The sequence below is a fragment of the Opacimonas viscosa genome (assembly GCF_024199005.1).
GTDB lineage: Bacteria > Pseudomonadota > Gammaproteobacteria > Enterobacterales > Alteromonadaceae > Opacimonas > Opacimonas viscosa.
The window spans coordinates 1-26,365 of the sequence record NZ_JANATA010000013.1 but is presented as its reverse complement, the minus strand read 5'-3'; the positions used below and the strand labels follow the sequence as shown (position 1 = coordinate 26,365).

Sequence of the window (26,365 nt, the reverse complement as noted above, 5' to 3'; positions counted from 1 at the left end):
AATATGTCCTAATCTATTTTGCGTTGACGACGTTAATAATTTCTACGTCAAAAATAACCGTTTGCCCTGCCAAAGGATGGTTAAAATCAACCGTAACTGATAAACCCTCAACGTTTCTGATAATACCAGGTAACTCAGAACCATCTGGTTGGGCGAATCCCATAATCATCCCTTCTTGTAAATCCATATCGGCCGCAAACTTAGTTCTATCTACGTGATAAATGTTATCCGGGTTGGGCATGCCAAATGCATCGTTAGCCGCAAGGGTAAAAGATGCTTTTTCACCGATAGTAAGGCCGCGTAAACAGGCTTCAAAATTAGGTGTTAAACTACCATCGCCCATGACCATTTTAGCAGGCTTATTATTCACTCGTGTACTATCTGCGGCGGAACCATCTTCTAATTTCAAATCAAAATGTAGGATAACTTCGCTGTTATCACCAATGACTTCATTCATTTATTTATTCTCTTCTTCTTTATTGACAAACATATCAATAATTAGCAAACCCGCACCGATAAAGATCACACTATCTGCAATATTAAATGCAGGCCAGTGGTAAGTACCGTAATAAAAATCTAAAAAATCCACAACATAACCGTGCACTAAACGATCAATAACATTACCGATAGCGCCGCCCAATATAAAACTAAAAGCGACCGGTAAAAGGACTTGTTCTTTGGGACTGTTTTTTAGCCACCAAAGAATCACTGCACTGACGACAAATGCGATGGCTGTAAAGAAATAGCGTTGCCAACCGCCTGCATCATGTAAAAAACTAAACGCAGCGCCGTAGTTGCGCACATATGTCAGGTTAAAAAAACCGGTAATTTGTATCGATTCATACAGGGCAAAATTTTCTAAAACCCAATACTTAGTATATTGGTCCAAGAGCAGGCCGAGTAACGCTATCCATAAAAAACGGAAACCGGTCTGGGTCAATAAATCGCGCATACTAGGTGCCATAGATATCCACTATTCCTTACGCGTAAGCGCGGGTTTCACCTGCACCATCAACATTATCTATACAACGTCCACACAGTTCAGGATGCGCAGCTACAGTGCCTACATCTTCACGGTGGTGCCAACAACGCACACATTTCTCACCACTGGATTTCGCCACGTGAACAAATACACCCGGTAAGGCCGTTCCTACCGCAGCAGTAGATTTTTCAGCAAGTGGCTGAACTGTTGCTGTCGAGGTAATCAAGACAAAACGAAGTTCATCTTCTAGCTTCGCTAATTGGGCGCTAATCGTTTCATCGGCATAAATCACCACATCAGCTTCCAAAGAACCACCTAAAACATCATCTTTACGTGCTTGCTCTAGAGCATTGTTGACCGCATCTTTCACGGCTAGAACTTGCTGCCAAAAAGCATCATCGAACGTCGTTAACTGAGGCGTGTTCATTTCTGGCCATGCCGTGTACCAAGTATCCGTAAACACAAATTCATCTGCGTCAGTCACCTGTGGTAACGTTTCCCAGATTTCTTGAGCGGTAAAACTGGTCACTGGCGCCATCCAGCGGACCAACGCTTGGATAATATGATATAGAGCGGTTTGACAAGAGCGTCGAGCTAAACCATCAGATTTTGCCGTGTATTGGCGATCTTTGATGATGTCTAAATAAAAACTACCCATATCGATTGAACAGAATTGCATCATTTTTTGAGTGACGACGAGTAAATCGTATTTATCGTAGGCCGCCGTGATTTCTGCTTGCGTTTCTTGGGCTTTTTTTACAGCCCATGCATCTAACGCTACCATTTCTTCTGCAGGTACTAAATCAGTTTTTGGATCAAAGCCATTCAGGTTGGATAACAAGAAACGAGCCGTATTGCGAATACGACGATATGCGTCTGCAGAACGTTTTAAGATCTCATCTGAAACTGCGATTTCGCTTCTATAATCAGTAGAAGCAACCCACAAACGTAAAATATCAGAACCGTATTTATTAAATACTTCTTGTGGTGCAACCACGTTACCCACTGACTTTGACATCTTGCGGCCATGCTGGTCAACAGTAAAACCGTGAGTAAGCACTTGCTTGTATGGGGCAACACCATCCATTGCCACACCGGTCATCAAAGAAGACATGAACCAACCGCGATGTTGATCCGAACCTTCTAAATACAAATCTGCAGAAGCTGGCAAATCATCGCGACAAGACACCACAAAGTGGTGCGTCACACCGGAATCAAACCAAACGTCTAGTGTGTCAGTGACTTTGTCATACGAGTCTGCATCGGCCCCTAGTAACGCGGCATCATCAATATCCCACCAGGCTTGAATACCTTTTGTTTCAACGGCAGCAGCAACCTGCTCCATTAACTCAGATGAGTTCGGGTGAATTTCACCTGTTTGTTTATGAATATATAATGGAATCGGCACCCCCCAGGTACGTTGGCGTGAAATACACCAATCGGGACGTCCTTCTACCATAGTGGCAATGCGGTTTTCACCCCACTCTGGGATCCACTGCGTTTGTTTAATTTGCTCTAAAGAATCTTTGCGTAAACCGTTTTTATCCATCGCAACAAACCACTGTGGAGTGGCTCGGAAAATAATGGGTGTTTTATGGCGCCAACAATGCGGATAGCTGTGCTCGTATTCTGTCGCTAACATTAAGGCATCTTTGGCTTGTAAAAACTCAACAATTGGCCCATTCGCTTTAAATACGTGCTGGCCTGCAAACTCTGGTGTACCTTCTAAGTAAACACCATTTGAACCCACTGGGTTATACACTTCAATATCGTACTGTTTACCGACGTTAAAATCGTCAACACCGTGTGCTGGAGCAGTATGTACACACCCTGTACCGGACTCAGTTGTCACATGCTCACCTAAAATAAGAGGCACTGTGATATCTAAATATGGATGCGCTAACGCTGCGTTTTCTAGGTCAGCACCAACACATGTCGCGATTACTTGAGCTGCATCTTCGGCAATCCCATAACGCGATAAACAACTTGCTACCATCTCATCAGCAATAATAATTTTTTGACCTGGTACCTGAACCAAAGCGTATTGTAACTCAGGATGAATCGATACTGCGCGGTTCGCTGGGATGGTCCATGGCGTTGTCGTCCAAATAACCACTGCGGCATCCGCGACGTCAGCACCACCAAATGCCTGACTCACTTGCTCCGTATCACTAACGGCAAATTTCACATCAATTGCCGGAGATACTTTATCTTGGTACTCTACTTCTGCCTCTGCTAATGCTGAACCACAATCTGTACACCAATGAACAGGTTTGAAGCCTTTTTCTAAATGCCCTGAATCCACGATTTTACTCAAAGCACGAATGATGTTTGCCTCAGAAGAAAAATCCATCGTCTTGTATGGATTATTCCAATCACCCAAGACGCCCAAGCGAATAAAGTCTTTCATTTGGCCGTCGATTTGACGTTGGGCATAGGCTCGACACTTTTCTCTAAACTCAGCAGCAGACACTTTTTTACCTGGCTTACCGACTTTTTTCTCAACCATTAACTCAATAGGCAAACCATGACAATCCCAACCTGGCACATAAGGAGCATCAAAATCAGCTAATGTTTTGGCTTTAACAATCACATCTTTAAGGATTTTGTTAACTGCGTGTCCAATATGAATGTCTCCATTAGCATATGGAGGGCCGTCATGAAGTACGAACGGAGTTTTACCAGCCTTGGCCTCACGAATTTTTTGATATAGTTTTTTCTCGGTCCACGCTTTAAGCATTTTAGGCTCACGCTGGGCTAGGTTCCCACGCATCGGAAATGCTGTTTCAGGTAAGTTTAAGGTGGCTTTGTAATCACTCATAAAATCGGTAATCCAGTTGAGTTAACGTAATAATTGTCGTGCACGTTCAGCATCGAGCTGAATCTGCGTTTTAAGTTCTGCAAATGTAGCAAATTTTATGATGCCACGCAGTTTATGTTGTAAAGTTACTTTAATTTTCTGGCCATAAATATTACCAGTAAAATCAAAGATATGTACTTCTAATAATGCATCTTGTCCATCTACAGTGGGTCTAGCACCAATATTTGCAACACCCAAATAACGTGTATCATCGTGATAAACATGGACCGCAAATACCCCTTTAACCGGTGCTTTGGCGCGTTTTAAGTTTACATTCGCCGTAGGGAACCCAATAGTTCTTCCTTTTTTCTGGCCGTGTACGACTTTACCGCTGATGGTGAATTCACGCCCTAACATCTCATTGGCTCGACTGAAATCATCTTCAGCAAGTGCCTCGCGAATCGCTGTCGAACTAATTCGACAATCAGCCAAACGGAAACTTTGGGTATTCACAACCTGAAAATCTTGTTGCTCAGCAGCAGCTTGCAACATGCTAAAATCACCTTTGCGTTTGTAGCCAAAACGAAAATCATCGCCCACAACTAAAAATTTAACACCTAAAGATTCGATTAAAATTTGTTCAATAAACTCTTGTGGTGATTGGCTCGCAAACTTAGCGGTAAAAGGAATGCATATCAGGCGATCTAACCCAATGCGTTTTAAGGCCGTATACTTATCACGCCAGCGTGATAACCTGGCTGGCGCATGCTCTGGCGTAAAGACTTCTTCTGGCTGGGGCTCAAAAACCATCACCGTAGCAGGTAAATCGAGTTCTTTGGCTTTTTGCATCAAGCTTTCTAAGACCGCTTGATGACCTAAATGGACCCCGTCAAATTTACCAATAGTCAACACACAGCCTTTGTGCTGTGCTCGAATATTATGTAAGCCACGGATGAGTTCCATTAGATAATGTCTTTTTAAACTGGGTATTTTTAGGCGCGTGATTATAAACGACTTACTCAATTTAAGCTATGGTAAAAGCGGATGAAGCCTTAAAACATTGGTGGGTATTGTAAGGCTTTAAACAGATCAGTCTGGGCTAGGTTCATCTTGAAAAATCGATTCAATGGGCATCCCAAATAAACGCGCAGCTTTAAACGCTAATGGCAAACTGGGATCATACTTCCCTTTTTCAATCGCTACGATGGTCTGTCGAGATACATCCAAGCGTTCGGCAAGTTCGGCTTGGGTCCAATTACGCTCTGCACGGAGTACTTTTAAACGATTATTCATGAGTATTTCCGCTTTGCCATAGCAATACCAATTAAATACGTAATACCTGTAACAAACAAAATAGTCGATGGATTGATGGCAGAATCAACTAAACGTATCGCTTCAAGTAACCCTAGTACCGTCGCTACGACAACGGTACAGCCCAAAGCAAAAGCCATCCCTAGAAACATTATCTTTTGTTGCAGTTCATCTAAATCTTCTAATAATTGCTTATTCGCCACTACCATTTTGTAACCAAAGAATAAGTTTACCCACACTAACACCAGGCTAATAAGCATATGGTAATCCCAAATAAACTTTGGCCCAAACCCCAAAGCGGCAGTAGACAGTAACCAAAGTACGGTCCAAACTGCGATGCTTTTGGTATTGCGTTTTTCTTTGTCACAATAATTTTCTGATGCACTCATAAGTCAAATCCTCTTATCAAAAAGTAAAGTAAGCATTACTTTTAGTCAAAGTATAATAACATACACAACAAAGTCAAGTTACCTTTACTTTTTATGCGTCAGTGATTTGTTTAAAGTGTCTAGGTTGCACACCTAGTAGAAGTAAAACGCATACAAAGACTACTGCAGCAAGTCCTAACCACTGGCTAACATGAAAGATGCGTTGCCATTGTGTGAGGTGAGTCCAATCTATTGTGCTTTGCATATAAGACAACATGATGACCATCACCAGCGCAGCCAACACAATCCGAATAAGCAGTACCATTGTGCTACTAGAAAGCTTAAAGACACCTTGACGGTGCAAGGTGAAATATAATAGTGCGGCGTTTAATGTTGCGGATAAACTCGTAGCAATAGCTAACCCAACATAGCTATATGGAATGGCAAAAATCACGTTGAAGATCATGTTGGAGACCATCGCCACAATACCAAACTTAACCGGGGTTTTAGTGTCCTGTCTGGCGTAAAAACCTGGAGCAAAAACTTTGATCAGCATGAAACTCACCAAACCAGCACCATAAGCCCACAAACTAGCAGCCGCCATCGTCACATCGTCGGTCGAAAATGCGCCTCGTTCGAAAATGACGGATAACAACGGTTCTGCCAAAACAATTAAACCAAAACACGATGGCACACCCAATAAGCACACCATTCTGAATGCCCAATCCATATTATTTTGAAAGGCGCTGGCATTGTCAGCGACGTGATCACGAGATAGTGTTGGCAAAATAATCGTAGCAATCGCAATGCCAAACAAACCCAGTGGAAATTCCATCAATCTATCTGAGTAGTACAACCAACTGATAGAGCCGGTCATTAAAAAGCTAGCAATCAGTGTGTCAAATAAGAGGTTAATTTGGCTCACCGACACACCAAAGAGTGCAGGAATCATCAACGTGCGAACTTTTTTCACATGAGGATCGGCCCAACCCCATCGGGGCCTCACCAAGACGCCAGCTTTGTATAAAAATGGGATTTGAAAGGCTAGTTGTACGACCCCACCAATGAATACGCCCCAAGCTAAAGCAAATGCAGGCGTAGAGAAGTCATCATGCAACCAATAAGCACAAGTAATAATCGAGATATTTAACAAGACGGGAGTAAATGAGGCGACTGCAAATTTGTTCAAGGTATTTAAAATCGCCCCTGAAAGTCCAGTTAAAGTAATAAAGAATAAATATGGAAACGTAATTTTTAGCATGGTACTAGCTAATTCGTATTTTTCTCCAGCAGGCTGGTCATTAAGGTAATCAATAAACCAACCCGTACCAAAAATAGCTGCAATCACACCTGAACCTAGGACCCCTAAAATGGATGTGAAAAACACAATAACACCTAATGTACCAGAGATCTTAGCAATAAATGCTAACGATGCTTGTTCGTTTTCTTGGGCGTGGACTTCTGATAAAACAGGAACAAAGGCTTGTGCAAATGCACCTTCTGCAAATAAACGACGTAAAAAATTGGGTATTTTGTTGGCAAAAAAGAAAACATCAGAGCCCGTTCCCGCGCCCATAAAGTTCGCGACAACGACATCACGCACTAAGCCAAGCACTCGCGACACAAGTGTCATAAAACTAACAATCAGTCCTGATTTTAACAACATTTATTGTAGATCTTTTATATAATACCAACGAAAGTGTGGCTAGATTAGCATTAAGTGTGTGATTTGTGTACGCAAACTCAAAAACTTCACTAAATGGTTTGACATCGAGTCTATAAAAAACGATAATCTGCGCCCTAATTTTTACATTGAATGAATTTCGGAGTTCACATTGGCTAACATCAAGTCTGCTAAAAAACGTGCAATTCAGGCCGAGAAGCGTCGTCAGCATAATGCGAGCCGTCGCTCTTTTACTCGTACCTGTCTTAAAAGAGTAATTGCTGCAATCGCAGCTAACGATAAAGAAGGTGCAACTGCAGCTATGGCTGTTGCAACACCAATTATCGACCGTATGGCTACTAAAGGCCTTATCCACAAAAACAAAGCAGCTCGTCATAAGAGTCGTTTAAACGCTCAAATTAAAGCGCTTTAATTTTTGTTTTTGTAAAGAACCAGCTACGGCTGGTTTTTTTATGCTTAAAATTCATCTCCACCAGTACATTTTCCACTTTTAAACGCTGGTTAGCACTCCAGTTCTAGCGTTTGCACTGCCATATCTAGTATTCTTATTTGTCCTGTTTTACTATGTCCATAACAACAACGATAATAAACAGGAAGTACTTTACTGATGACAGATCTAACCTTCGTCTCTAAACAGTTAACCAAACCATTTACTTTACTCGCTTTGGCTTCTACTATCGCTTTAAGTGGTTGTAACGCCACACAAAATAGTGTTTTTTACCAAGAAAAATCCCCGTCAAAACAGGCACCAAAAGTGCTTTCAGACATGGATAAACACTTGGCACAAGTGACATACAATAGCCAACAAAGTTACTTGTCTTATAACATTGTGAAATCGTTAACCGTAGAGGTAGGTCCTCGTATTGCAGGATCGACCGGTGATAAAAAAGCTGTCGCTTGGGCGGAAGCGAAATTTGCTGAGTTAGGTTTTGATAAAATTTACAAACAACCTGTCCGTGTCCGTAATTGGGAGCGCGGGTTTGCTGATGCAAGGGTTATAGCGCCCTTTGCACAACAATTAGTTGTAACCGCTTTAGGAGGCTCCATAGCCACACCAGAAGGCGGTCTGACCGCTCCGGTCGTCATGTTTGACTCACTGGACAGCTTAAGTGCGGCAGAGCCCTCAACGGTAGATGGGAAAATCGTCTTTTTAAATACTCGAATGCAACGAGATAAGGCCGGCAGATTTTACGGCAAAGTGGTGCCAAATCGCGTCAGAGGTGCTGTTGAAGCTGCTAAAAAGAATGCATTGGCGGTTATCATTCGCTCAGTTGGTACTGACAACTCCCGCTTTGCGCATACCGGTGTAATGCGTTATGACGATGCAGTGAAAAAAATCCCTGCTGGCGCAATCTCTACTGCAGATGCGGACACGCTAGAAGCAATGTTTGAACAACCTAGTGAAGTTATTCTAGATATAGAAATGCAAGCGAAAGACGCAGGCTGGCAGACTTCATATAACGTTATTGGTGAGTTTACGGGAAGCACCCGCCCTGACGAAGTTGTTTTGATAAGCGGTCACTTGGATTCTTGGGATGAAGGCACCGGTGCTTTAGATGATGGTGCAGGCGTCGGTATTGTAATGGCCGCAGCTAAGCATGTAAAAGATGCTGTAGGTCAGCCAGAAAGAACAATTAGGGTCGTTCTGTATGCAGCGGAAGAAATCGGATTAATAGGTGCCTATGAATATGTACGTGCCAATAAGGATGAGCTAAGTAATATCATCGTGGCAGCAGAATCAGATTTTGGTGCAGGTAAAATCTATCGCTTAGATACCCGTTTTGCACAAGCTGTTAGAGACACCCCTAAAACACTCTACAGTGCACTTAGTGATATGGGAGTAGAACTGGGTAATAACACCACTAATGGTGGCCCTGACGTGTCTATGTTACCTAAATATGGTGTTCCTGTTGTTGCGTTAAAACAAGATGGCTACTATTACTTTGATTATCATCACACACCAAACGATACCTTGGATAAAATTAACAAAGATGACATTCGTCAAAACCAAACGATTTGGTCCTTACTAACTACATACATGGCCATGAGTGATTTTGACCCACGTCCAGCGCCCAATGTCCAGTAGACAAAGGAGTTTTCACAATGATTAGACTTTTATTTCTTATCCCATTGGTGCTGAGTACTATGTGGATCTTGTACCTAAAAGCCAATAACTATAGTTTGAAACAAGGCAAACAAGGTTTTATCTACATCCTCATATTTTCCAGCGTAATAGCACTGTTTTACATGATCATGATGTGGCTTACCCAAGCGCAGTAAATAAAAGACTGGCTGTAAATGCCTAGCACCTAACCGTTAAAATAAAAAAAGCTGACATACAAACTATGTCAGCTTTTTATTTGACGAGTATTTGACTAGATAACAGTCATAAGCTTTATTAGTTGATATACACAATCTCAGCTTGTTCTTTCAAAGCATCAACGAATAATTGATATTCATCTTGGGCGCGTTGACCTGCAATACGATTTCGCAATGCAATCAGTGCTTGCTCATCTGATGCTTCTACCGTATTAACAGCAACGAGCTCAACAATTCCCGCATTACCATTATTTAAATCCACAACTACCTGATCACCGGCTTTAGCTAATGTAAATAAAGCATCAACCGCTGCCGGATTCGCATCTGTAGCTGTTCTTGTCAGCCCATTGAAATCACTTAAACTCAGTGATTGCGTCGCTAGTGACGCCATAGTGTCATCTGCATCAACCGCTTCCTGGGCAAATGCTAATGCGGCTTCTTTAGCTAAATCAGCTCGTAGAGAAGCTTCAACCAGTTCTCGTACTTCTTCTAGTGACTGAGTACGCTGAGGTTCATGCTGAGCAATACGCATCACGATGATATGCTCATCTGCCACTTCAATAATATCTGAATTTAAATCGTCTGCGATGAAGTCTTCAGAAAATGCATTATTCAAAGCCACAGGCGTATTAAGAGGTGCCGGTGCTGTATTTCTGGTAAATAGATCAGTGACAACAACTGGACGATTAACTGCTTCTGCAACATCTTCTAATGTATCAGGCACTTCAAACGCTAAATCAGCCATCGTTGTTTGTAATTCGAAAAACTCTTCCGACGCTTTTTCATATTTTACAGCAGCTCTCACATCATCTAAAACATCACTCAACGATGCCGTAACAGCAGGTGTCAATTCCGTCAATTTGATAAAGTGGATACCTGATTCAGTGGTCACTGCTTCACTTACTTGACCCACAGAGGATAAAGCAAACGCCGCTGTATCAAATTCAGGATCAAAATCACCCAAAGAAATGTATTCTAGATCACCGCCATTTTCACCCGAAAAAGTATCGACAGAATATTGTTTAGCTAATTCAGCAAAATCTTCACCAGCCGCTAGTTTCGCCTCAACTTCAGTTAAGGTAGCCGTGTCATCTAATTCAATAAGAATATGTGAGACACGACGCTTCTCTTCAGTGCGATAATCTGCAATATTAAGTTGGTAGTATGCTTCTAGTTCTGCATCAGTGGTTTCAACTGTCTCAAGAATATCTGCAACCTTTAATTCAACATAAGCAATACTTGTTTTTTCTTCCGTATCATATGCTTCGATATTGGTTTGATAAAATTGAGTAATTTGCTCCTCGGTCACTGTGACAGAATCCGTAAACAAATTTTGAGGAATTTCTACAAAACGTGCATCACGCGTTTGGTTTTCCAAAGCAAATGTACGATTTGATTCAACTTCACTAGTAAAATCAGACACCATTAATGCTCTAGAAAGCTGTTCTTTCGTCATTTGTAATCGGATGTATTCTCTGAAGGTATCTACTTGGAACCCACTTTGACGAATTAACGCAAGGTAACGGTCATTATTAAACTGGCCGCCGACTTGAAACTCCTGCATCGCTAGAATCGTTTCTCGTACTTGCTCATCAGATACACGCAAACCTAATTCAATCGCTTTTTGCTCAATTAATTTATCAGCAATGATGCGTTCTAACACACCCTGCTTAAAATTAGCGAGGTAATCAGGGTTAGCAAATAATGCTGAAATGCCCTCTCCAAATTGACTTTCTAAACGTGCTCTCTCGTTTTGATAGCCAATTTCTAAACTTCTTTCTGCAATTTCTTCATCATTTACTTTGGCCACAGCAGTTTCTGCAGGAGCAGCTAAATAACTACCAACGCCAGCAAACACAAAGCTCAAAACGATTAATGCAACAATACCCATGGCCCAAGGACCTTGCATCCCTTCTCTCATTCTTTCTAACATAAGACTCTGTTAACTCCAGAAAAAAGTTTATTAATAAAAACAAAAAAGCGATGGTAAACCATCGCCTTTTAAAAACACAAGTAAAAACTTAGTTACAAGCGTCTTTCAATTTCTTACCAGCTTTAAAAGCAGGAACTTTTGCTGCTGCGATTTGGATTTCCGCACCAGTTTGTGGGTTACGGCCAGTACGTGCTGCACGATCACGTACAGTAAAAGTACCGAAACCTACTAAAGCAACGTCGCCGCCTTTAGCTAACTCACTTGTTACTGCATTAGTGAATGCATTTAAAGCACGCTCTGCTTGTGCTTTGTTGATTTCCGCTTCTTCAGCGATTTGATCGATTAGTTGAGACTTGTTCACGTAAGATCCCCTACATATTATTTTTGTGATTATTAGTTCGTTTATCAATAAACTCTGAATTAACAAAATTTACAAATAATAAACAATTTATAAGGATTGCAAAGTCTTATTGAATAAGGGCTCTAAGCAATCTCAGCCTTAAGGTATCACATATTTTGTAATAATAAAGCCCTAAATAGAAAAAAATTTAACAATTATCTCGTTTTTTTCTATTTTTAAACAAAAAATGCCTGAAACAGGCATTTTATATGGATTTATGAATGATTTATGACAATCCTATGCACTAGTTTTGATTGAAAATTGAGCAACTGGATGTTCTAAAGCTAAATCCAACACCTCATCTATCCATTGTACCGGATGGATCGCTAAATCTGATTTAACATTTTCAGGTATTTCTTCAAGGTCTCGCGCATTACCTTTAGGGATAATGACCGTTTTAATCCCGCCGCGATGTGCCGCAAGTAACTTTTCTTTTAAGCCACCTATCATTAGCACTTCACCACGCAGAGTAATTTCTCCGGTCATTGCCACGTCATTTTTAACCGGATTCCCCGTCAAACTAGAAACCAATGCGGTACACATTCCAATACCAGCACTTGGGCCGTCTTTGGGTGTTGCACCTTCAGGGACGTGAACGTGGATATCACGTTTTTCATGAAAATCATCATTAATACGCAATTTTTCAGCACGAGAACGTACGACGGTCATCGCAGTTTTAATTGACTCCAGCATGACATCACCTAGTGACCCAGTAAACGTTGTTTTACCTTTACCCACCACCGAGGTCGATTCAATCGTGAGTAGGTCACCACCTACTTCTGTCCATGCTAAGCCGTTAACTTGACCAATTTGATTATTCTCTTCGGCCTTGTTGTAATCAAAACGCTGAACACCTAAGAACTCACCTAAGTTATCTTGATTAACGATAACTGGGGCAGTTTGTTCTTTTAACAAGATTAACTTCACTGCTTTTCTGCAGATCTTTGAAATCTCACGTTCCAAACTACGCACCCCAGCTTCTCGTGTGTAATAACGAATAATGCCAATGATCGCAGACTCTTCGATAACCACTTCATTGGTTTTTAAACCATTTCGGTCCATCTGCTTAGAAATTAAGTGCTGTGTCGCAATGTTGAGCTTTTCGTCTTCTGTATAACCAGAAAGACGAATGACTTCCATACGATCTAACAATGGGCCTGGGATGTTCATACTATTTGATGTAGCGACAAACATCACATCAGATAAATCGTAATCCACTTCTAAATAATGATCACTGAAACTAGAGTTTTGCTCTGGATCTAACACTTCGAGTAATGCAGATGCAGGATCTCCACGCATATCAGAAGACATCTTATCGATTTCATCCAACAAGAATAATGGGTTCTTGACTTCTACCTTAGCCATTTTTTGAATCAGCTTACCCGGTAAAGAACCTATATAAGTCCTTCTGTGCCCACGTATCTCCGCCTCATCGCGAACACCACCCAATGCCATGCGGATGTACTTTCGTCCTGTGGCTTTTGCTACAGACTGCCCTAAGGATGTTTTACCCACCCCAGGTGGTCCTACTAAACAAAGAATAGGCCCTTTTAACTTTTTCACGCGCTGTTGGACTGCCAAGTACTCCAAGATGCGCTCTTTAACCTTTTCTAGTCCATAGTGATCTTTATTTAATATATCTTCCGCTTTTGCTAAATCTTTTTTAACTGGGCTGCGCTTGTGCCACGGTACATTGGTTAACCATTCTATGTAACTACGTACCACCGTTGCCTCTGCTGACATCGGTGACATCATTTTTAATTTTTGTAACTCAGACTTCGCTTTATCTAGTGCCTCATCTGGCATTTTGGCATCGAGGATCTTTTGATTTAACGCTTCAAATTCATCAGGAGTATCTTCTAACTCTCCAAGTTCTTTTTGAATCGCTTTCATTTGCTCATTTAGATAGTATTCACGTTGCGATTTTTCCATTTGCTTTTTAACGCGAGTACGGATTTTTTTCTCAACCTGTAATAAGTCAATCTCCCCCTCCATCAAAGCCATTAAATACTCTAAGCGCTCTTCAACCCCATTCATTTCAAGCACTTTTTGTTTTTCAGCTAACTTTAATGGCATATGTGCTGCCATGGTATCTGCTAATCTAGCAACATCCTCAATACCTGTTAATGACGTAAGTACCTCAGGTGGAATTTTTTTATTGAGCTTTACATAGCCTTCAAATTGGGAAATAGCAGAACGAGATAATACTTCTGCCTCAGCATCGCCTAGATCGGTGTCATGAATAGTACTGACAGAACCTTGAAAAAATGGTTCTTTCTGGGAGTAACTTTCAATTTTAGCTCGAATAGAGCCTTCGACTAACACTTTGACAGTGCCATCTGGCAATTTTAAAAGCTGTAGAATAGTTGCTATGGTACCGATTTGATAAATATCATCGGTAGTGGGCTCATCAATACTCGCATCTTTTTGAGCAACCAAGAAAATTTGTTTATTATTCTCCATCGCAGCTTCTAAGCATTGAATAGATTTTTCACGTCCAACAAACAATGGGATCACCATGTGTGGATATACTACGACGTCTCGTAACGCGAGAATGGGCATTTGCATTAGGTCGGTATCTGATGACATTCTGATTCTCTATAAATTCTTGTACTGTTTATATGGGGATGGTACTAGAAAGTTCAACATCACTTCATATTTTACATCAATGAAATGCAGTAAATAAGTAAGAAAATAATTTAGCAGTATTATTTTTATACTTTAGTGTCTAGCTTAGTCAAAAAAAGGCCCGCAGGCCTTTTTAAATAATATCAAATTTTAGTCAGTTTCAGCACCAGCTGCTTGATCTCCACTGTCATAAATCAAGATAGGACTCGACTCTCCTTGGATGACTGTTTCATCAATCACAACTTTACTGACGTTTTCTTGCATCGGTAAATCATACATGGTGTCGAGTAACACTGCTTCAACAATAGAACGCAAACCGCGCGCCCCTGTTTTTCTTTCCATCGCTTTATGAGCAATTGCTTGCAATGCATCTTGACGAAATTCTAACTCGGCATTTTCTAGTGAGAAAAGTGCACCGTATTGTTTTGTAATTGCGTTTTTAGGTTCAGTAAGAATTTGAATCAATGCGGCTTCATCCAATTCTTCCAAGGAAGTCACAACCGGCAAACGGCCAATGAACTCTGGAATCAAACCATAACGCACAAGATCTTCTGGCTCAACTTGCTTGAACAATTCACCAACGGCTTTTTCTTGCTCTTTGGTTTTTACATTCGCACCAAAACCGATACCAGTGCCAGTCTGTGCACGCTGTTCGATGACTTTATCCAAACCTGCGAAGGCACCGCCACAAATAAATAGGATTTTAGATGTATCGACTTGTAAAAACTCTTGTTGAGGATGTTTACGACCGCCTTGTGGAGGCACCGAAGCGACGGTTCCTTCAATCAATTTCAGTAGGGCTTGTTGCACACCTTCACCAGACACATCACGCGTAATCGATGGGTTATCAGATTTACGAGAAATCTTGTCAATCTCATCGATGTAAACAATACCACGCTGTGCTTTTTCTACATCATAATCGCATTTTTGTAGCAGTTTTTGAATGATGTTCTCAACGTCTTCACCCACATAACCCGCTTCGGTTAACGTGGTTGCATCAGCCATAGTGAATGGCACATCTAGCAATCGAGCTAACGACTCAGCTAAAAGTGTTTTACCACTTCCAGTTGGTCCTATTAACAAGATATTACTTTTACCTAATTCAACACCATCATGCATATCACCATTTTTCAGGCGTTTATAGTGGTTATATACAGCGACCGAAAGTACTTTTTTTGCTTTCTCTTGGCCAATAACATAATCATCTAAATGCTTATGGATCTCATGGGGTTTAGGTAGTGAATCTTTTTTCTGTTTTGGCGAGATCTCTTTAATCTCTTCTCTGATGATGTCATTACACAGGTCTACACACTCATCACAAATAAAAACAGACGGGCCAGCAATGAGCTTACGTACTTCATGCTGACTCTTTCCACAGAAAGAACAGTACAGAAGTTTGTTGTCACCATCACTGTTTTGTTTATCACTCATTTAATCGCCTCGTAAGCTATCATTTTTGTAAGATTAGTCTCACTTAATCAGGTCTATTTAGTAACTATAGACCAGAATAAGGAAAAAGCTTAATTTACGTCTGTTCTTGTTTTCATAATATGGTCAATTAAACCATAATCAAGTGACTCTTGGGCACTTAGGAAGTTATCTCGATCCGTATCGCGTTTTAAATCTTCGTAATCTTTGCCGGTATGCTCGGCCATTAAGCGATTTAATTTCTCTTTGATAGACAAGATTTCTTGGGCATGAATTTCAAAATCCGACGCTTGGCCCTGGAAACCACCTAGCGGTTGGTGAATCATTACACGAGAGTTAGGTAAACAATAACGCTTACCCTTGGCACCACCAGACAATAAGAAAGCGCCCATACTAGCCGCTTGACCAATACATACGGTACTCACATCTGGTTTGATGAATTGCATGGTATCGTAAATCGCCATACCAGCTGTCACAGAACCACCCGGTGAATTAATATATAAGAAGATATCTTTTTCTGGATTTTCAGCTTCTAAGAAAAGCATTTGGGCGACTATCAAGTTAGCCATGTGGTCTTCAACTTGACCCACTAAGAAGATAACGTTTTCTTTAAGGAGACGAGAATAAATGTCGAAAGAGCGCTCACCTTTTGCAGTTTGCTCTATAACCATCGGAACTAGCGCGTTTTGGACATCGTCAAATGTGTTCAATGTAAATTTCCTTTTAGGTAAAAAAAAGCCCAGTTGTTACTGGGCATTTAATCAGGGTATGACCATAAAAGTCAAACGTTCATAATAAAATTATGCTTGTTTGTTCATGATCTCGTCAAATTTAGTTTTGACTTCTTTAACTTTAGCTTGCTCTAGTACCCACTCAATAGCTTGTTCTTCTAATGCAACGTTCTGCATCTGGCTCATTAGCTCTTGGTTAGACTTGTAATATTCAATTACTTCTTGTGGATCTTCGTAAGCAGAAGCTGTTGTTTCGATTAATGCGTTAACCTTATCTTCATCGGCTTTCAAGTCGTTGACTTTAATTACTTCACCCAAGATCAGACCAATTGAAACACGACGTTGTGCGTTTTCAGTAAATAGTTCAGCTGGTAACTCTGGTAAGTTAGCTGTTTGTCCTTGGGCTTGTTGAGCAAAACGCTGTTTTGCTTGTTCACGTAAAGCATTCACTTCTTGATCGATTAACGCTTTTGGAATCTCAACTTCGTGCGCACCTAATAAAGCTTCAATAACATTTTCTTTTACTTTAGCTTTAACAGTCTGATCTAGCTCACGCTGCATGTTCTTTTGTACTTCAGCTTCTAATGCTTCAACACCACCTTCTTCAACACCGAACAGCTTCGCAAATTCTTCGTCAACTTTAGGTAGGTTTAAACCTTCCACTTTTTTCACGGTGATAGCAAACTGAGCCGCTTTACCTTTCAGGTTTTCTGCATGGTAATCTTCTGGGAATGTCACGTCAGCAACACACTCTTCACCTGGCTTAAGACCAACAATGTTGTCTTCGAAACCTGGGATCATACGACCTTTACCCATTTCTAGTGGGAAATCTTCAGCTTTTCCGCCTTCGAATTCTTCACCGTCAATAGTACCGACAAAATCAATAGTAACACGGTCGTCTTTCTTCGCTTTACGCTTGCCTTCTTTCCAGTCAGCATGTTGTTTTTGCAAAGTAACCATCATTTCTTTCAAGTCTTTGTCTTTAATTTCTACAACTGGCTTTTCAACTGCAATTTTATCAAGTGCGTTTAATTCTACTTCTGGATATACTTCAAATGTAGCAACAAATTCTAAATCTTCACCAGCCACGTCTTTGGTCAAATCAAACGTTGGCATGCCAGCTGGAGTCACTTTTTCTTGAATAATGGCTTCGTAGAAATGACGTTGCATGATATCACCAGCAACTTCTTGACGAACTGATGCACCGAAACGTTTTTGTAATACCTTCACTGGTACTTTACCAGGACGGAAACCGTTAATACGTTGTGTTTTAGCTAATTGTTGTAAACGTGCTTTTACTGCATCATCAACATTTGCTGCTGGAACAGTAACGGTTACGCGGCGTTCTAAACCTTGAGTCGTCTCGACTGAAACTTGCATTATTCTACCTCAACTGTGCGCTTTTTTGCGCGGTTAATGCGGTTTTAATAGAATCTAAAGATTCTGAACCATAATAAAAGACGGCGCATTATACAGTTAGCGGGATAAATAGTACAGTCTTCAAATTAAGGAATTTCTTTCTAAGGTCAGACTAAGCGCATGTTGATTTAGACTGAGTCATCAGCAGTATTGCATTGACCACATAATGCATTCCAAAAATGAGAATTATATAGGCACTAGCATCGTGATTTAAAATGACTTTTGGAAATATTTTGAATGAAGGTCTAAGAAGATGTATTTAATAAAGAAGTTTTGTAAATAAGAAAAATATTTTGAATGTATAAGATGGTCGGTGAGATAGGATTTGAACCTACGACCCCTTGGACCCAAACCAAGTGCGCTACCAAGCTGCGCCACTCACCGATCTTATATATTGGTGCGGAAGGAGAGACTTGAACTCTCACGCCGTGAAGCACTGGAACCTAAATCCAGCGTGTCTACCAATTCCACCACTCCCGCATCTTTAGAAGAATCTCTTCGACACTTTGTATACAGCGTTTGCACATGAAAAATGGGGTGGACGATGGGATTTGAACCCACGACAACCGGAATCACAATCCGGGGCTCTACCAACTGAGCTACGCCCACCACTGTATTTTCACTGCCGTTCAAAGCGGAGCGCATAGTAAAAGTTAGCGCCCAAAGTGTCAAGGCATAATTGCAATATCTTTGATATTTTTATACTGACTGCCTAATTTTAAACCATGTGGTTCAAATTACCATCTTTTAGACATAGTTTCCTAGAGAATTGGGCAATCGTCTCACTGCGATGCGCAATACAAATCCGAGTCAACGTCAGATTAGCAATCACGCTACTGATTTGTTGCTCAGTACGACTGTCCAAGTGGCTCGTCGCCTCATCGAGGAATAAGATGTTAGGTTCTTTATACAGCGCTCGAGCCAATAATAACCTTTGTATTTGACCGCCTGAGAAAATATTCCCTAAGCCACCCACGAGGGTATACAAACCCAAAGGTAAACTCTGTAGTGCCTCAACCATATGAGCTTGTTCTAGTGCTTTACCACACTTCTGCAAGTTGGGCTGTTCAGCAAACATAGTAATATTTTCTAACACATTGCCATTTAATAAATGTTCACCTTGTAACACCGCAGCGATATGCTGGCGATAGTCACGGATCCCCATTTGATGAATATTATGACCGTTGTACCTGACCTCGCCAGTCGTTGGCTTTAATAAACCGAGCATAATATGCAATAAGGTCGTTTTACCAGAACCTGACTCCCCAGTAATAACCACTGAATCTCCCATATCAACCTGTAAATTAATATTTTCCAATATCGGAGGTTGACCAGGATAAGCGAAGCTGACATTCACTAACTCTAATTGCCGTTTTGGTGATTCTTGTCTTATTTTAGCCAATTCACCACTGCCTTGGGGAACGACTGGGCTATCTACCTCAGCTAGTGCAATATCCGCGACTCGGTCCATATGCAGATGTAATAATTTGAACTGAAAAAGTTGATCGACTAATCCAGTCAAACGTTGCGTACATTGGTTTTTATAAGCCATAAAAGCAATTAACATCCCCATAGACAAACCTTGTTGCAAGACTTCCTTCGCGCCTAAGTACAGCACTCCAATATTCACTAAACCAAAGATAATTTGTTGCAAATGATTCAGCACTAAGTGCCATAACGCCACTTTTATCCCACTGTTTACAACATGTGATTGCTGCACCAACCAAGTTTGTTCTCGCCGTTTTTGTAGATTGAACAGAGTAAATGTTTTGATATGCCGTAAGGTTTCTAAAAAATGGGTTTGTAAACTCGCATCATGCTTAATCAACACTAACTGGTGTTTTTGGACTTTGTAAAAACATACCCACTTTATACCACTGTAAATCAGTACAGCGACCACCACACACAAAGCTAACTCCCAAGCATACAAAAACATCAATATGATCAAAAAAAATGCCATGATGCCATCAATAAGCGTAGCCAAAAGTCCACTTGTCATACGTTCTTGAATGCTTTGGATAGAGCCAAAACGCGATTGAATATCACCGATATGACGTTTACTAAAATATTGATAAGGTAGTTTGAGCAGATGAGCAAAGACATTATGTGCCAACTGAATTCCCAAGATGCTTTGTAACTTGACTAAAGACCACTCCCTCAACGCACTGATGGCAACTTGGAAAATCACTAAACCCGTAAACCCGATGGCCAAGCTATTGAGCAACGCACTCGCATTCAATGCAAATACCTCGTCAAAGATAATTTGGGTATACAATGGAATAGCTAAGCTTAGTAACTGAAGAATAAATGAGAGCGTCAGAATAATCGCAAATTGTTTTGTTAATCCTGAACAATGACCAAATAAACCACGGAAACTGATTTTTTTAGGAGCTGCAGTGGTCTGAAATGTATCCTGCTTGGCTAAGGTTAAAACAATACCCGTAAATGCGGCACTAAAATCCTGTGCATTAACGACGACTTCACCTTCGGCTGGGTCGTTAATATGATATTCATACTGATTATTTCTACGAGTAATTTTGGTTAAAACAACGAAGTGTTGCAGTTGCCAATGCAAAATACACGGTAAGCGCACATCAAGGAGTTCATGTACCTCGCCTTTTAATGCGGTGCCATTTAGCTGAAGCTCATTCGCTAAGGTTATTAATTCAGATAAGTTATTCCCCTGTGGTGAAAACCCCAAGCGCTGACAAGTGACTCTTAATCCGGCTAAATCAATATGCTTGCCGAAATACCCAGCCAGCATAGCAACACAAACCGGTCCGCACTCAGATATTTCGCTTTGCAGGATCAAAGGTACACTGCGACGAAAAGAAAAGTTGAGATATTGAAAACTCAGTAAAGACATACCTTCCTCCTATAGCTCAGCATTTAGTTCATTATTAAAAAGCTGTGTGACGAACTGGAAGCACCAACGCCAAATAGGTTGCTCTTTGAGTAAGACGTTGCCTTCCACCAACATGCCTGTTTGTAATGTGGCCTGACGAAAGGACTGGGGTAATTGTTGAGGAAGCCTAACCACAATCGTATCGAAATTTAATCCATTTGGATTTGCTTGACTGTTTTGATGAATATCAACCACTTTCCCGCGGATAAACCCAAATTGATTGCGCGTAAAACTCAATAATTCTAAGTTCACATTGGTGCCCAGGAGGACTTTGCCTTTTTGACTATGTGGCAAATACAAATTCACAAAAATATGCTGTTCTAATGGTTTGATCACAGTCAGCATGGTCATCGGGGTGAAATGTTCAGAAGGGCGTTTGGGCAGCGCCGCCACATAGCCTTGACGCGTTGCTTTGACCGCAATAAGTTGCTGCTTTTGCAGCCCTAGATTCGTTGCACTTAATCGTAATTTATCATTTTTATACTGCTCCAGAGTCTGACTAGTTTGGTTTAGATATAGTTGTTGATTAGCCGTTATTTGTGCTTTTTGCAGCGCCAAAGTATCTATTTGCACTTGTTTGTCTGCGAGTAACTGCTTCATCTGTAGTAGATTTTGCGCACTGTCTAAAAGATGCGTTTTAGGCAGTACCCCTTGCTTGACTAAATCAGTCACCTCAGTGTGAAAAGTATGTAATTGTTGTACTTGGTCACGGTAGTGTTGTATCTGTTTGGCGAGGGTTTGAAGTTGTTTATCCACTAACACATGTTGGCCTCTGACACTTTCGGATTGGGCTGTAATTTGTGTGTTCAATTGCGCTTCAAGATGGGTAATTGACGTGATCTGTTGCTCATTATGAAGCATCTCAATATACGTCACTGACTTATTACTAAAAGCTTGCTGAGGAACATAAGTGAGGATCGTTGCTCCCTCTGCGACTTCATCACCAATCTCGTAATGAATATCCGCCACATAACCGGGCTTATCTGCATACAGAACACTGTCGACTTCATGAGCTGACAAACGCCCATTCAATGCGATCTTTTGTGCATAATTTTGGGTGAGAATAAACCCCACTAATAATACAAATAGTGCAAGTGTAGCAAAAAACAAATGCAAAAATTGTTTGCTGTTAAATATCACTATAGGGGCGAAGTGATTAGACGAACCCATAACCGCTTCTTGGCGAAATAAGCGCATAACATATCCAGTTATTTAAGATACATATCAGACTGGATAGAAAAAAGTGTTTTTGCTAATTCAACTATTACTAAGGACTAAAATTCTGTTCTAAATACCTAATTTTTCACTTTTATCTAAGAAATTTTCTTAGACGATATTTAGTGAAAAAAAAAGAAATAGCCTTACAATGAATTTTTACTTTGGAGGCACTATGGCAAAACGCATTGTTTTAATTGATGACCATGAATTGGTGAGAGAAGGCTTTCAGCAATTAATAGAAAGCGAAGATAACTTTCAGGTAATTGGTTCATATAACAGTGCAGAAGAAGCCATGGCAGCCGCTGACTATGCCAACGTCGATATTTTAGTATGTGATATTTCATTAGGAGGCGAAAGTGGCTTGCAGTACGCTTGTGATATGAAAGAGCAACACTCGAACCTTATGGTTATCATTTTGAGTATGTATGAAAATCCACATTATGTATTGACCGCAAAATCACACAAAATAAACGGGTTCATTTCAAAACGCGATGCTTCCGAAACACTAGTAAAAGCACTGAATATTATTAGCATTGGGGGGGAGTATTTCAGTCCTAGTGTACAAGAACATACCACGACAAGTGATGAATACAATGAATACTTAGCCTTAACATCCCGTGAAAAAGAAGTATTTAAATATTTAGCATTAGGGCAAGAGCCTAAAAAAATAGCTCAGGAATTAACAATAGCATCCAAAACAGTGCATGTGCATCGCCGCAATATCCTAAACAAATTTGCATTCTCTAATCAGTTTCAATTAACTAAATTTGCTTTAAAGTACGGATTAATCGAGCAAGATGAACTCTAAGCTATGGCTGAACCTGTTTTAACAAGCACTCACAACTGGACCCGCATTTTTTCTGCTAATGCGACAATGAGCCAGAAATTTCTCGCCAATGTTATTGTCTTGTGTTTCGTTTGTCTCTGTGAATTTTTGTTTTTCACCTTATCGTTTAATTATACCGTTGTGCCCGGTTTCGTCATTTGGTACTTTCCGTTAGGTTTCCAGTTCATTATTTTTATGTTTTTACCCTATCGGTATTGGCCAATAGCCGTTTTGGCAATCTGTATTGGTAGTGGTCTATCCCTGCGCTTTGAAGGGTCCATTTATTATCAATATCTCAAACACTTTTTCTTAACTATGTGTATGGTCTTGCATACTTTACCCATCATCGTTTACGCTCGAAAATACTATATAAACAAACATCTGTTTACTCTAAAGTCGATTATTATTCTGGTGTTTTTGGGTATGTTAGTCAGATTAACAAATATCAGTTTTTATTTTATTTCCAATACATCTGTTTACGATAGAGCGACTCCCGAGCAAGAATTTTCAATCTTCTTACAACACAACATAGCAGCTTACCCGGGTGTTTTAATGGGTGTTTGTGTGTATTTACTTGTGCGTTGGTTTAACGATAATCAAATAAAAATATCAGATCCTACCAAAGGAGTGATCCTAGAATATGTGTTATTGATGACTGTGGCGATGATTGCCATGTTTCACTTACACCCTACAACTCAGGAAATAATGAAGCTCTTATTGTTCCTTCCTATCATTTGGTTTGGCTACAAATACACTTGGCTAGGCAGTGTTTTTTGTGCGATCTGGATTAATATTGTGCTGTTAGTGCTATTGACGAATGCAGCACCAGAAACATTAGTGGGTTTTCAACCCTTTATAGTGACCTACTTTTTAATTGGTTTGGTTACTGCCGGCTTACAAATCGAAGATAAACGTTCTAGAGGTGCTCTGGAACTCCAAAGAACGAAATTAGCCAATACTTACCAAGAGCTGTCTGCTTTGCAAGAACAGATGCAACGTTTAGCCACAGATATTGTCACCTTCCAAGAACAAGAAAAGAAAAACCTATCCCAAGAAATACATGATGAAATTGGGCAAAACATCACGGCGCTTCGCATCGCTATCTCGCTGCTAGACAAACAACATAACTTCCAGAATGAAGACTTAAAATATCTACAAAAAATGCGAGATATCACGGATCAAGTATACGATAACGCATACCAACTTATGCATTGGTTGAGACCTCGTATTATTGATGAGCAAGGATTACAAAATACCTTAGAAGGCTATTTTTTCTCAGTACGTTTACAGGACAAAGGCATTGCATTTACAACCACGATTACCGATTTTGTCAATGCACTCCCGGATGCAGTTAAAATTGCTATTTTCAGAACCACTCAAGAATGCGTAGATAATGTCCTTCAACACAGCTGTTGTAGTAACTGTGAATTAACTATCACAATGCAAAATTCCTACGTTGAGTTATCTTTTCGCGATGACGGAGTAGGCTATCCGAAGACTATTTTAACTGAAGAATATGGCTTGGGGTTGAAAAGCATTGCAAATAATGTGATGGCCTTGGGCGGTTCCATGTCAATACAAAATAATCATAACGGGGCAGAATTACATGTTCAGTTACCTGTTTAAACCCCAACATCAACCAAGTCTAAACCCTATAGACGCAGAGCAATTCTCTAAGGTCAGTCTATGCACTCTGTGGGGATGGCAAATAGTAGTCCTTGCTGTTGGTTTCTGTTTTGACCAAATATTATTTCATGTTGATCCGCTCTATTTCCCCGTAACCGTTTCTTTCATCTTCCTTTTCAGTACTGTGCTGGCCAAGAACGTCTTATGCTTGAGGATCTTACCTAGTACATTGTGCTTTGTTCTACTGCACCTGAGTTTTCATGGACCCGTGCAAAATATTGTTGTGACATTCTGCTCCTTGTTTATCATTTTGCTAGTAACGGTTTATTGCGTTAAACGGGTAATATTTAAATATGATATGTTTCAATTAACGCATACCAATCTGCTCATACTAAGCGCTAGTGTTTTTATGCTGACATATCAACTTACGATAATGGCTCTAGAGGGTTATGCAACAACTACGCTAGTGCAAAACAAGGATGTTCTATTATTGCAGACTTTGTTTAATATCAGCGCGCTGTTTATCGCTACAAATACTTTTTTTATGGGACTGATGCTCTATACGAATAAAGTGTATCCAAGATGGAAAATTCATAATACTTCGTCGCTAATCATCTTTTCTGTTGCACTGGTTGCATTTGGATTGCTCATTACTGGCAAAGATTTAATATCGTTGTTTGCACCATTTCTGATCGTCCCAAGCCTATGGTTTTGTTATAAATTTCGTTGGTGGGGCTTATCAACCTTTGTCCTTATTATTAATCTAGTCGTTTTAGCTTTTCCACTTTTTTTAGCTGTAAAACACAGCGACCTTAGTCTGGGCGACGTTAACACATGGCATACTGTCAGTTATTCCCTGTTGAATGATCGTTTGATTCAGCATACAGATTTTACCTTTGCACAAATGATATGGTTTTTACTGACTTTTAATCTAGTGGCACTTTTGATCAACCCACTCATATATGAATTAGATAAAATCAAAAAATCCATCCAAGATAGTCAAATTGAAATGGTCAACTCAAATGACGAGCTTAAATTAGTTACCGAAAACATCAAATCACTGAATCAGCAGTTACTCTCCAATGATATGGCGCAAGGTCAACGCCTTACCCATGAGTTACAGCAGCATGTAGGGAGTAACTTACCTGAATTACACCATCAATTAGCTTGGCTTGAGCAAAATAACCCGACAGCAGACCCAGCACAGTTCAAGAAAGTAAGTAGATTCATCAGTCATATCAGTCATTCCATAGAGGAAATTGTACATTGGCTACACCCCAAAACATTGCGGGAAAATGGCCTAGTAAAAACACTGAGAAGTGACTACTTTGCAGAAAAACTAAAATTAAGACAGATTAAATATATGTGCGTGGTGGATGGAATAGGTATGTCCGATAACGAATCATTACTCATGCCTGACAATTCCTCCAATCGACCAAGTGAAGCTTTACTGGATGAAAATATTTCACTTGTATTATTTAGAGTTGTTCAAGAAGCGGTGAGTAACGCCATCAAGTATTCCAAAGCAGAGAACTTTATCGTCAATTTAACGGTATTAAGTGATGAAGTTGTGTTGTATATAATGGATGACGGGGTAGGTCTTGAGAGCACTGAGACAAAAGGTGGTTTTGGACTTTCTGGCATGGCAAACCGCGTGAAAACTATCGGCGCAACATTCCATATAGAATCTTACAATGGCACAAAAATCACAGTACGCATCCCTATCAATTCGGCAAAATAGTCAAACCTACGGTTCTCACCCTGCTTAAATTAAACATGTGCTGAAG

Annotated in this window: 21 protein-coding genes and 3 tRNA genes; 6 read left to right on the top strand and 18 right to left on the bottom strand. The window is 40.4% G+C overall.

What is annotated here, in order from left to right:
* Positions 1 to 13 precede the first annotated feature (13 nt).
* From fkpB to murJ, 7 genes are all read right to left on the bottom strand, one after another.
* The gene (fkpB, locus tag NLF92_RS08235) at positions 14 to 457 is read right to left on the bottom strand and encodes an FKBP-type peptidyl-prolyl cis-trans isomerase (protein WP_254100721.1); all 444 of its coding nucleotides are present in this window, start codon (positions 455 to 457) and stop codon (positions 14 to 16) included.
* Positions 458 to 952 (bottom strand): signal peptidase II, encoded by a 495-nt coding sequence (gene lspA, locus NLF92_RS08230; protein ID WP_254100834.1) that lies wholly within the window; start codon positions 950 to 952, stop codon positions 458 to 460.
* A gap of 28 nt (positions 953 to 980) precedes the next feature.
* Positions 981 to 3,803 carry an isoleucine--tRNA ligase gene (gene ileS, locus NLF92_RS08225; protein WP_254100719.1) on the bottom strand — a complete coding sequence of 941 codons (2,823 nt, stop codon included), beginning with the start codon at positions 3,801 to 3,803 and terminating at the stop codon, positions 981 to 983.
* A 21-nt stretch (positions 3,804 to 3,824) separates the two neighbouring features.
* A complete protein-coding gene (gene ribF, locus NLF92_RS08220) occupies positions 3,825 to 4,745 on the bottom strand; it encodes a bifunctional riboflavin kinase/FAD synthetase (protein WP_254100717.1) in 921 nt (306 codons plus the stop codon).
* A 126-nt stretch (positions 4,746 to 4,871) separates the two neighbouring features.
* Positions 4,872 to 5,075: a helix-turn-helix transcriptional regulator gene (locus tag NLF92_RS08215; RefSeq protein WP_254100715.1), complete on the bottom strand. Its 204-nt coding sequence runs from the start codon at positions 5,073 to 5,075 to the stop codon at positions 4,872 to 4,874.
* Positions 5,072 to 5,482 (bottom strand): hypothetical protein, encoded by a 411-nt coding sequence (locus NLF92_RS08210; protein WP_254100713.1) that lies wholly within the window; start codon positions 5,480 to 5,482, stop codon positions 5,072 to 5,074. Before NLF92_RS08210 ends, NLF92_RS08215 begins: the two co-directional genes overlap by 4 nt.
* Positions 5,483 to 5,573: 91 nt before the next feature.
* Positions 5,574 to 7,127 (bottom strand): murein biosynthesis integral membrane protein MurJ, encoded by a 1,554-nt coding sequence (gene murJ, locus NLF92_RS08205; protein WP_254100711.1) that lies wholly within the window; start codon positions 7,125 to 7,127, stop codon positions 5,574 to 5,576.
* A 169-nt stretch (positions 7,128 to 7,296) separates the two neighbouring features.
* On the opposite strand from murJ, the gene rpsT reads away from it, so the two are divergent.
* The 3 genes from rpsT (at position 7,297) to NLF92_RS08190 (ending at position 9,425) form a co-directional block, all read left to right on the top strand.
* The gene (gene rpsT / locus NLF92_RS08200; protein ID WP_254100709.1) at positions 7,297 to 7,557 is read left to right on the top strand and encodes a 30S ribosomal protein S20; all 261 of its coding nucleotides are present in this window, start codon (positions 7,297 to 7,299) and stop codon (positions 7,555 to 7,557) included.
* A gap of 195 nt (positions 7,558 to 7,752) precedes the next feature.
* On the top strand, positions 7,753 to 9,231 hold the full coding sequence (locus NLF92_RS08195; protein ID WP_254100707.1) for a M20/M25/M40 family metallo-hydrolase: 1,479 nt from the start codon (positions 7,753 to 7,755) through the stop codon (positions 9,229 to 9,231).
* 17 nt (positions 9,232 to 9,248) lie between these two features.
* On the top strand, positions 9,249 to 9,425 hold the full coding sequence (locus NLF92_RS08190) for a hypothetical protein (protein ID WP_254100706.1): 177 nt from the start codon (positions 9,249 to 9,251) through the stop codon (positions 9,423 to 9,425).
* Positions 9,426 to 9,543: 118 nt separating this feature from the next.
* On the opposite strand, the gene NLF92_RS08185 is transcribed toward NLF92_RS08190, so the two are convergent.
* The 11 genes from NLF92_RS08185 to NLF92_RS08135 form a co-directional block, all read right to left on the bottom strand.
* Positions 9,544 to 11,397 (bottom strand): SurA N-terminal domain-containing protein, encoded by a 1,854-nt coding sequence (locus NLF92_RS08185; RefSeq protein WP_254100704.1) that lies wholly within the window; start codon positions 11,395 to 11,397, stop codon positions 9,544 to 9,546.
* Between the two features lie 88 nt (positions 11,398 to 11,485).
* Positions 11,486 to 11,758 carry an HU family DNA-binding protein gene (locus NLF92_RS08180; RefSeq protein WP_254100702.1) on the bottom strand — a complete coding sequence of 91 codons (273 nt, stop codon included), beginning with the start codon at positions 11,756 to 11,758 and terminating at the stop codon, positions 11,486 to 11,488.
* 276 nt (positions 11,759 to 12,034) lie between these two features.
* A complete protein-coding gene (lon, locus tag NLF92_RS08175; protein ID WP_254100700.1) occupies positions 12,035 to 14,386 on the bottom strand; it encodes an endopeptidase La in 2,352 nt (783 codons plus the stop codon).
* 189 nt (positions 14,387 to 14,575) lie between these two features.
* Positions 14,576 to 15,856, bottom strand: a complete 1,281-nt coding sequence (clpX, locus tag NLF92_RS08170; protein WP_254100698.1) for an ATP-dependent protease ATP-binding subunit ClpX — start codon at positions 15,854 to 15,856, stop codon at positions 14,576 to 14,578.
* Between the two features lie 89 nt (positions 15,857 to 15,945).
* Positions 15,946 to 16,563, bottom strand: coding sequence for an ATP-dependent Clp endopeptidase proteolytic subunit ClpP (gene clpP / locus NLF92_RS08165; RefSeq protein WP_284700398.1), 618 nt, complete (start codon positions 16,561 to 16,563; stop codon positions 15,946 to 15,948).
* A gap of 90 nt (positions 16,564 to 16,653) precedes the next feature.
* Positions 16,654 to 17,964, bottom strand: a complete 1,311-nt coding sequence (gene tig, locus NLF92_RS08160) for a trigger factor (protein ID WP_254100696.1) — start codon at positions 17,962 to 17,964, stop codon at positions 16,654 to 16,656.
* 346 nt (positions 17,965 to 18,310) lie between these two features.
* Positions 18,311 to 18,387: transfer RNA gene (locus NLF92_RS08155), tRNA-Pro, on the bottom strand.
* Positions 18,388 to 18,398: 11 nt separating this feature from the next.
* Positions 18,399 to 18,483, bottom strand: a tRNA-Leu gene (locus tag NLF92_RS08150).
* A 53-nt stretch (positions 18,484 to 18,536) separates the two neighbouring features.
* Positions 18,537 to 18,612, bottom strand: a tRNA-His gene (locus NLF92_RS08145).
* Positions 18,613 to 18,721: 109 nt separating this feature from the next.
* Positions 18,722 to 20,869, bottom strand: a complete 2,148-nt coding sequence (locus NLF92_RS08140; protein ID WP_254100694.1) for a peptidase domain-containing ABC transporter — start codon at positions 20,867 to 20,869, stop codon at positions 18,722 to 18,724.
* A gap of 9 nt (positions 20,870 to 20,878) precedes the next feature.
* Entirely contained in the window at positions 20,879 to 22,105 is a 1,227-nt protein-coding gene (locus NLF92_RS08135; protein ID WP_254100693.1) for an HlyD family secretion protein, read from the bottom strand.
* A 193-nt stretch (positions 22,106 to 22,298) separates the two neighbouring features.
* Here NLF92_RS08135 and NLF92_RS08130 point away from each other — a divergent pair, with 193 nt between their 5' ends.
* The 3 genes from NLF92_RS08130 to NLF92_RS08120 all read left to right on the top strand — a co-directional run bounded on the left by NLF92_RS08130 (position 22,299) and on the right by NLF92_RS08120 (position 26,319).
* Positions 22,299 to 22,934 (top strand): response regulator transcription factor, encoded by a 636-nt coding sequence (locus tag NLF92_RS08130; RefSeq protein ID WP_254100691.1) that lies wholly within the window; start codon positions 22,299 to 22,301, stop codon positions 22,932 to 22,934.
* A gap of 3 nt (positions 22,935 to 22,937) precedes the next feature.
* Entirely contained in the window at positions 22,938 to 24,578 is a 1,641-nt protein-coding gene (locus NLF92_RS08125; RefSeq protein ID WP_254100689.1) for an MASE1 domain-containing protein, read from the top strand.
* A gap of 409 nt (positions 24,579 to 24,987) precedes the next feature.
* Positions 24,988 to 26,319, top strand: coding sequence for a sensor histidine kinase (locus tag NLF92_RS08120; RefSeq protein WP_254100687.1), 1,332 nt, complete (start codon positions 24,988 to 24,990; stop codon positions 26,317 to 26,319).
* The last annotated feature ends 46 nt before the right edge of the window (positions 26,320 to 26,365 follow it).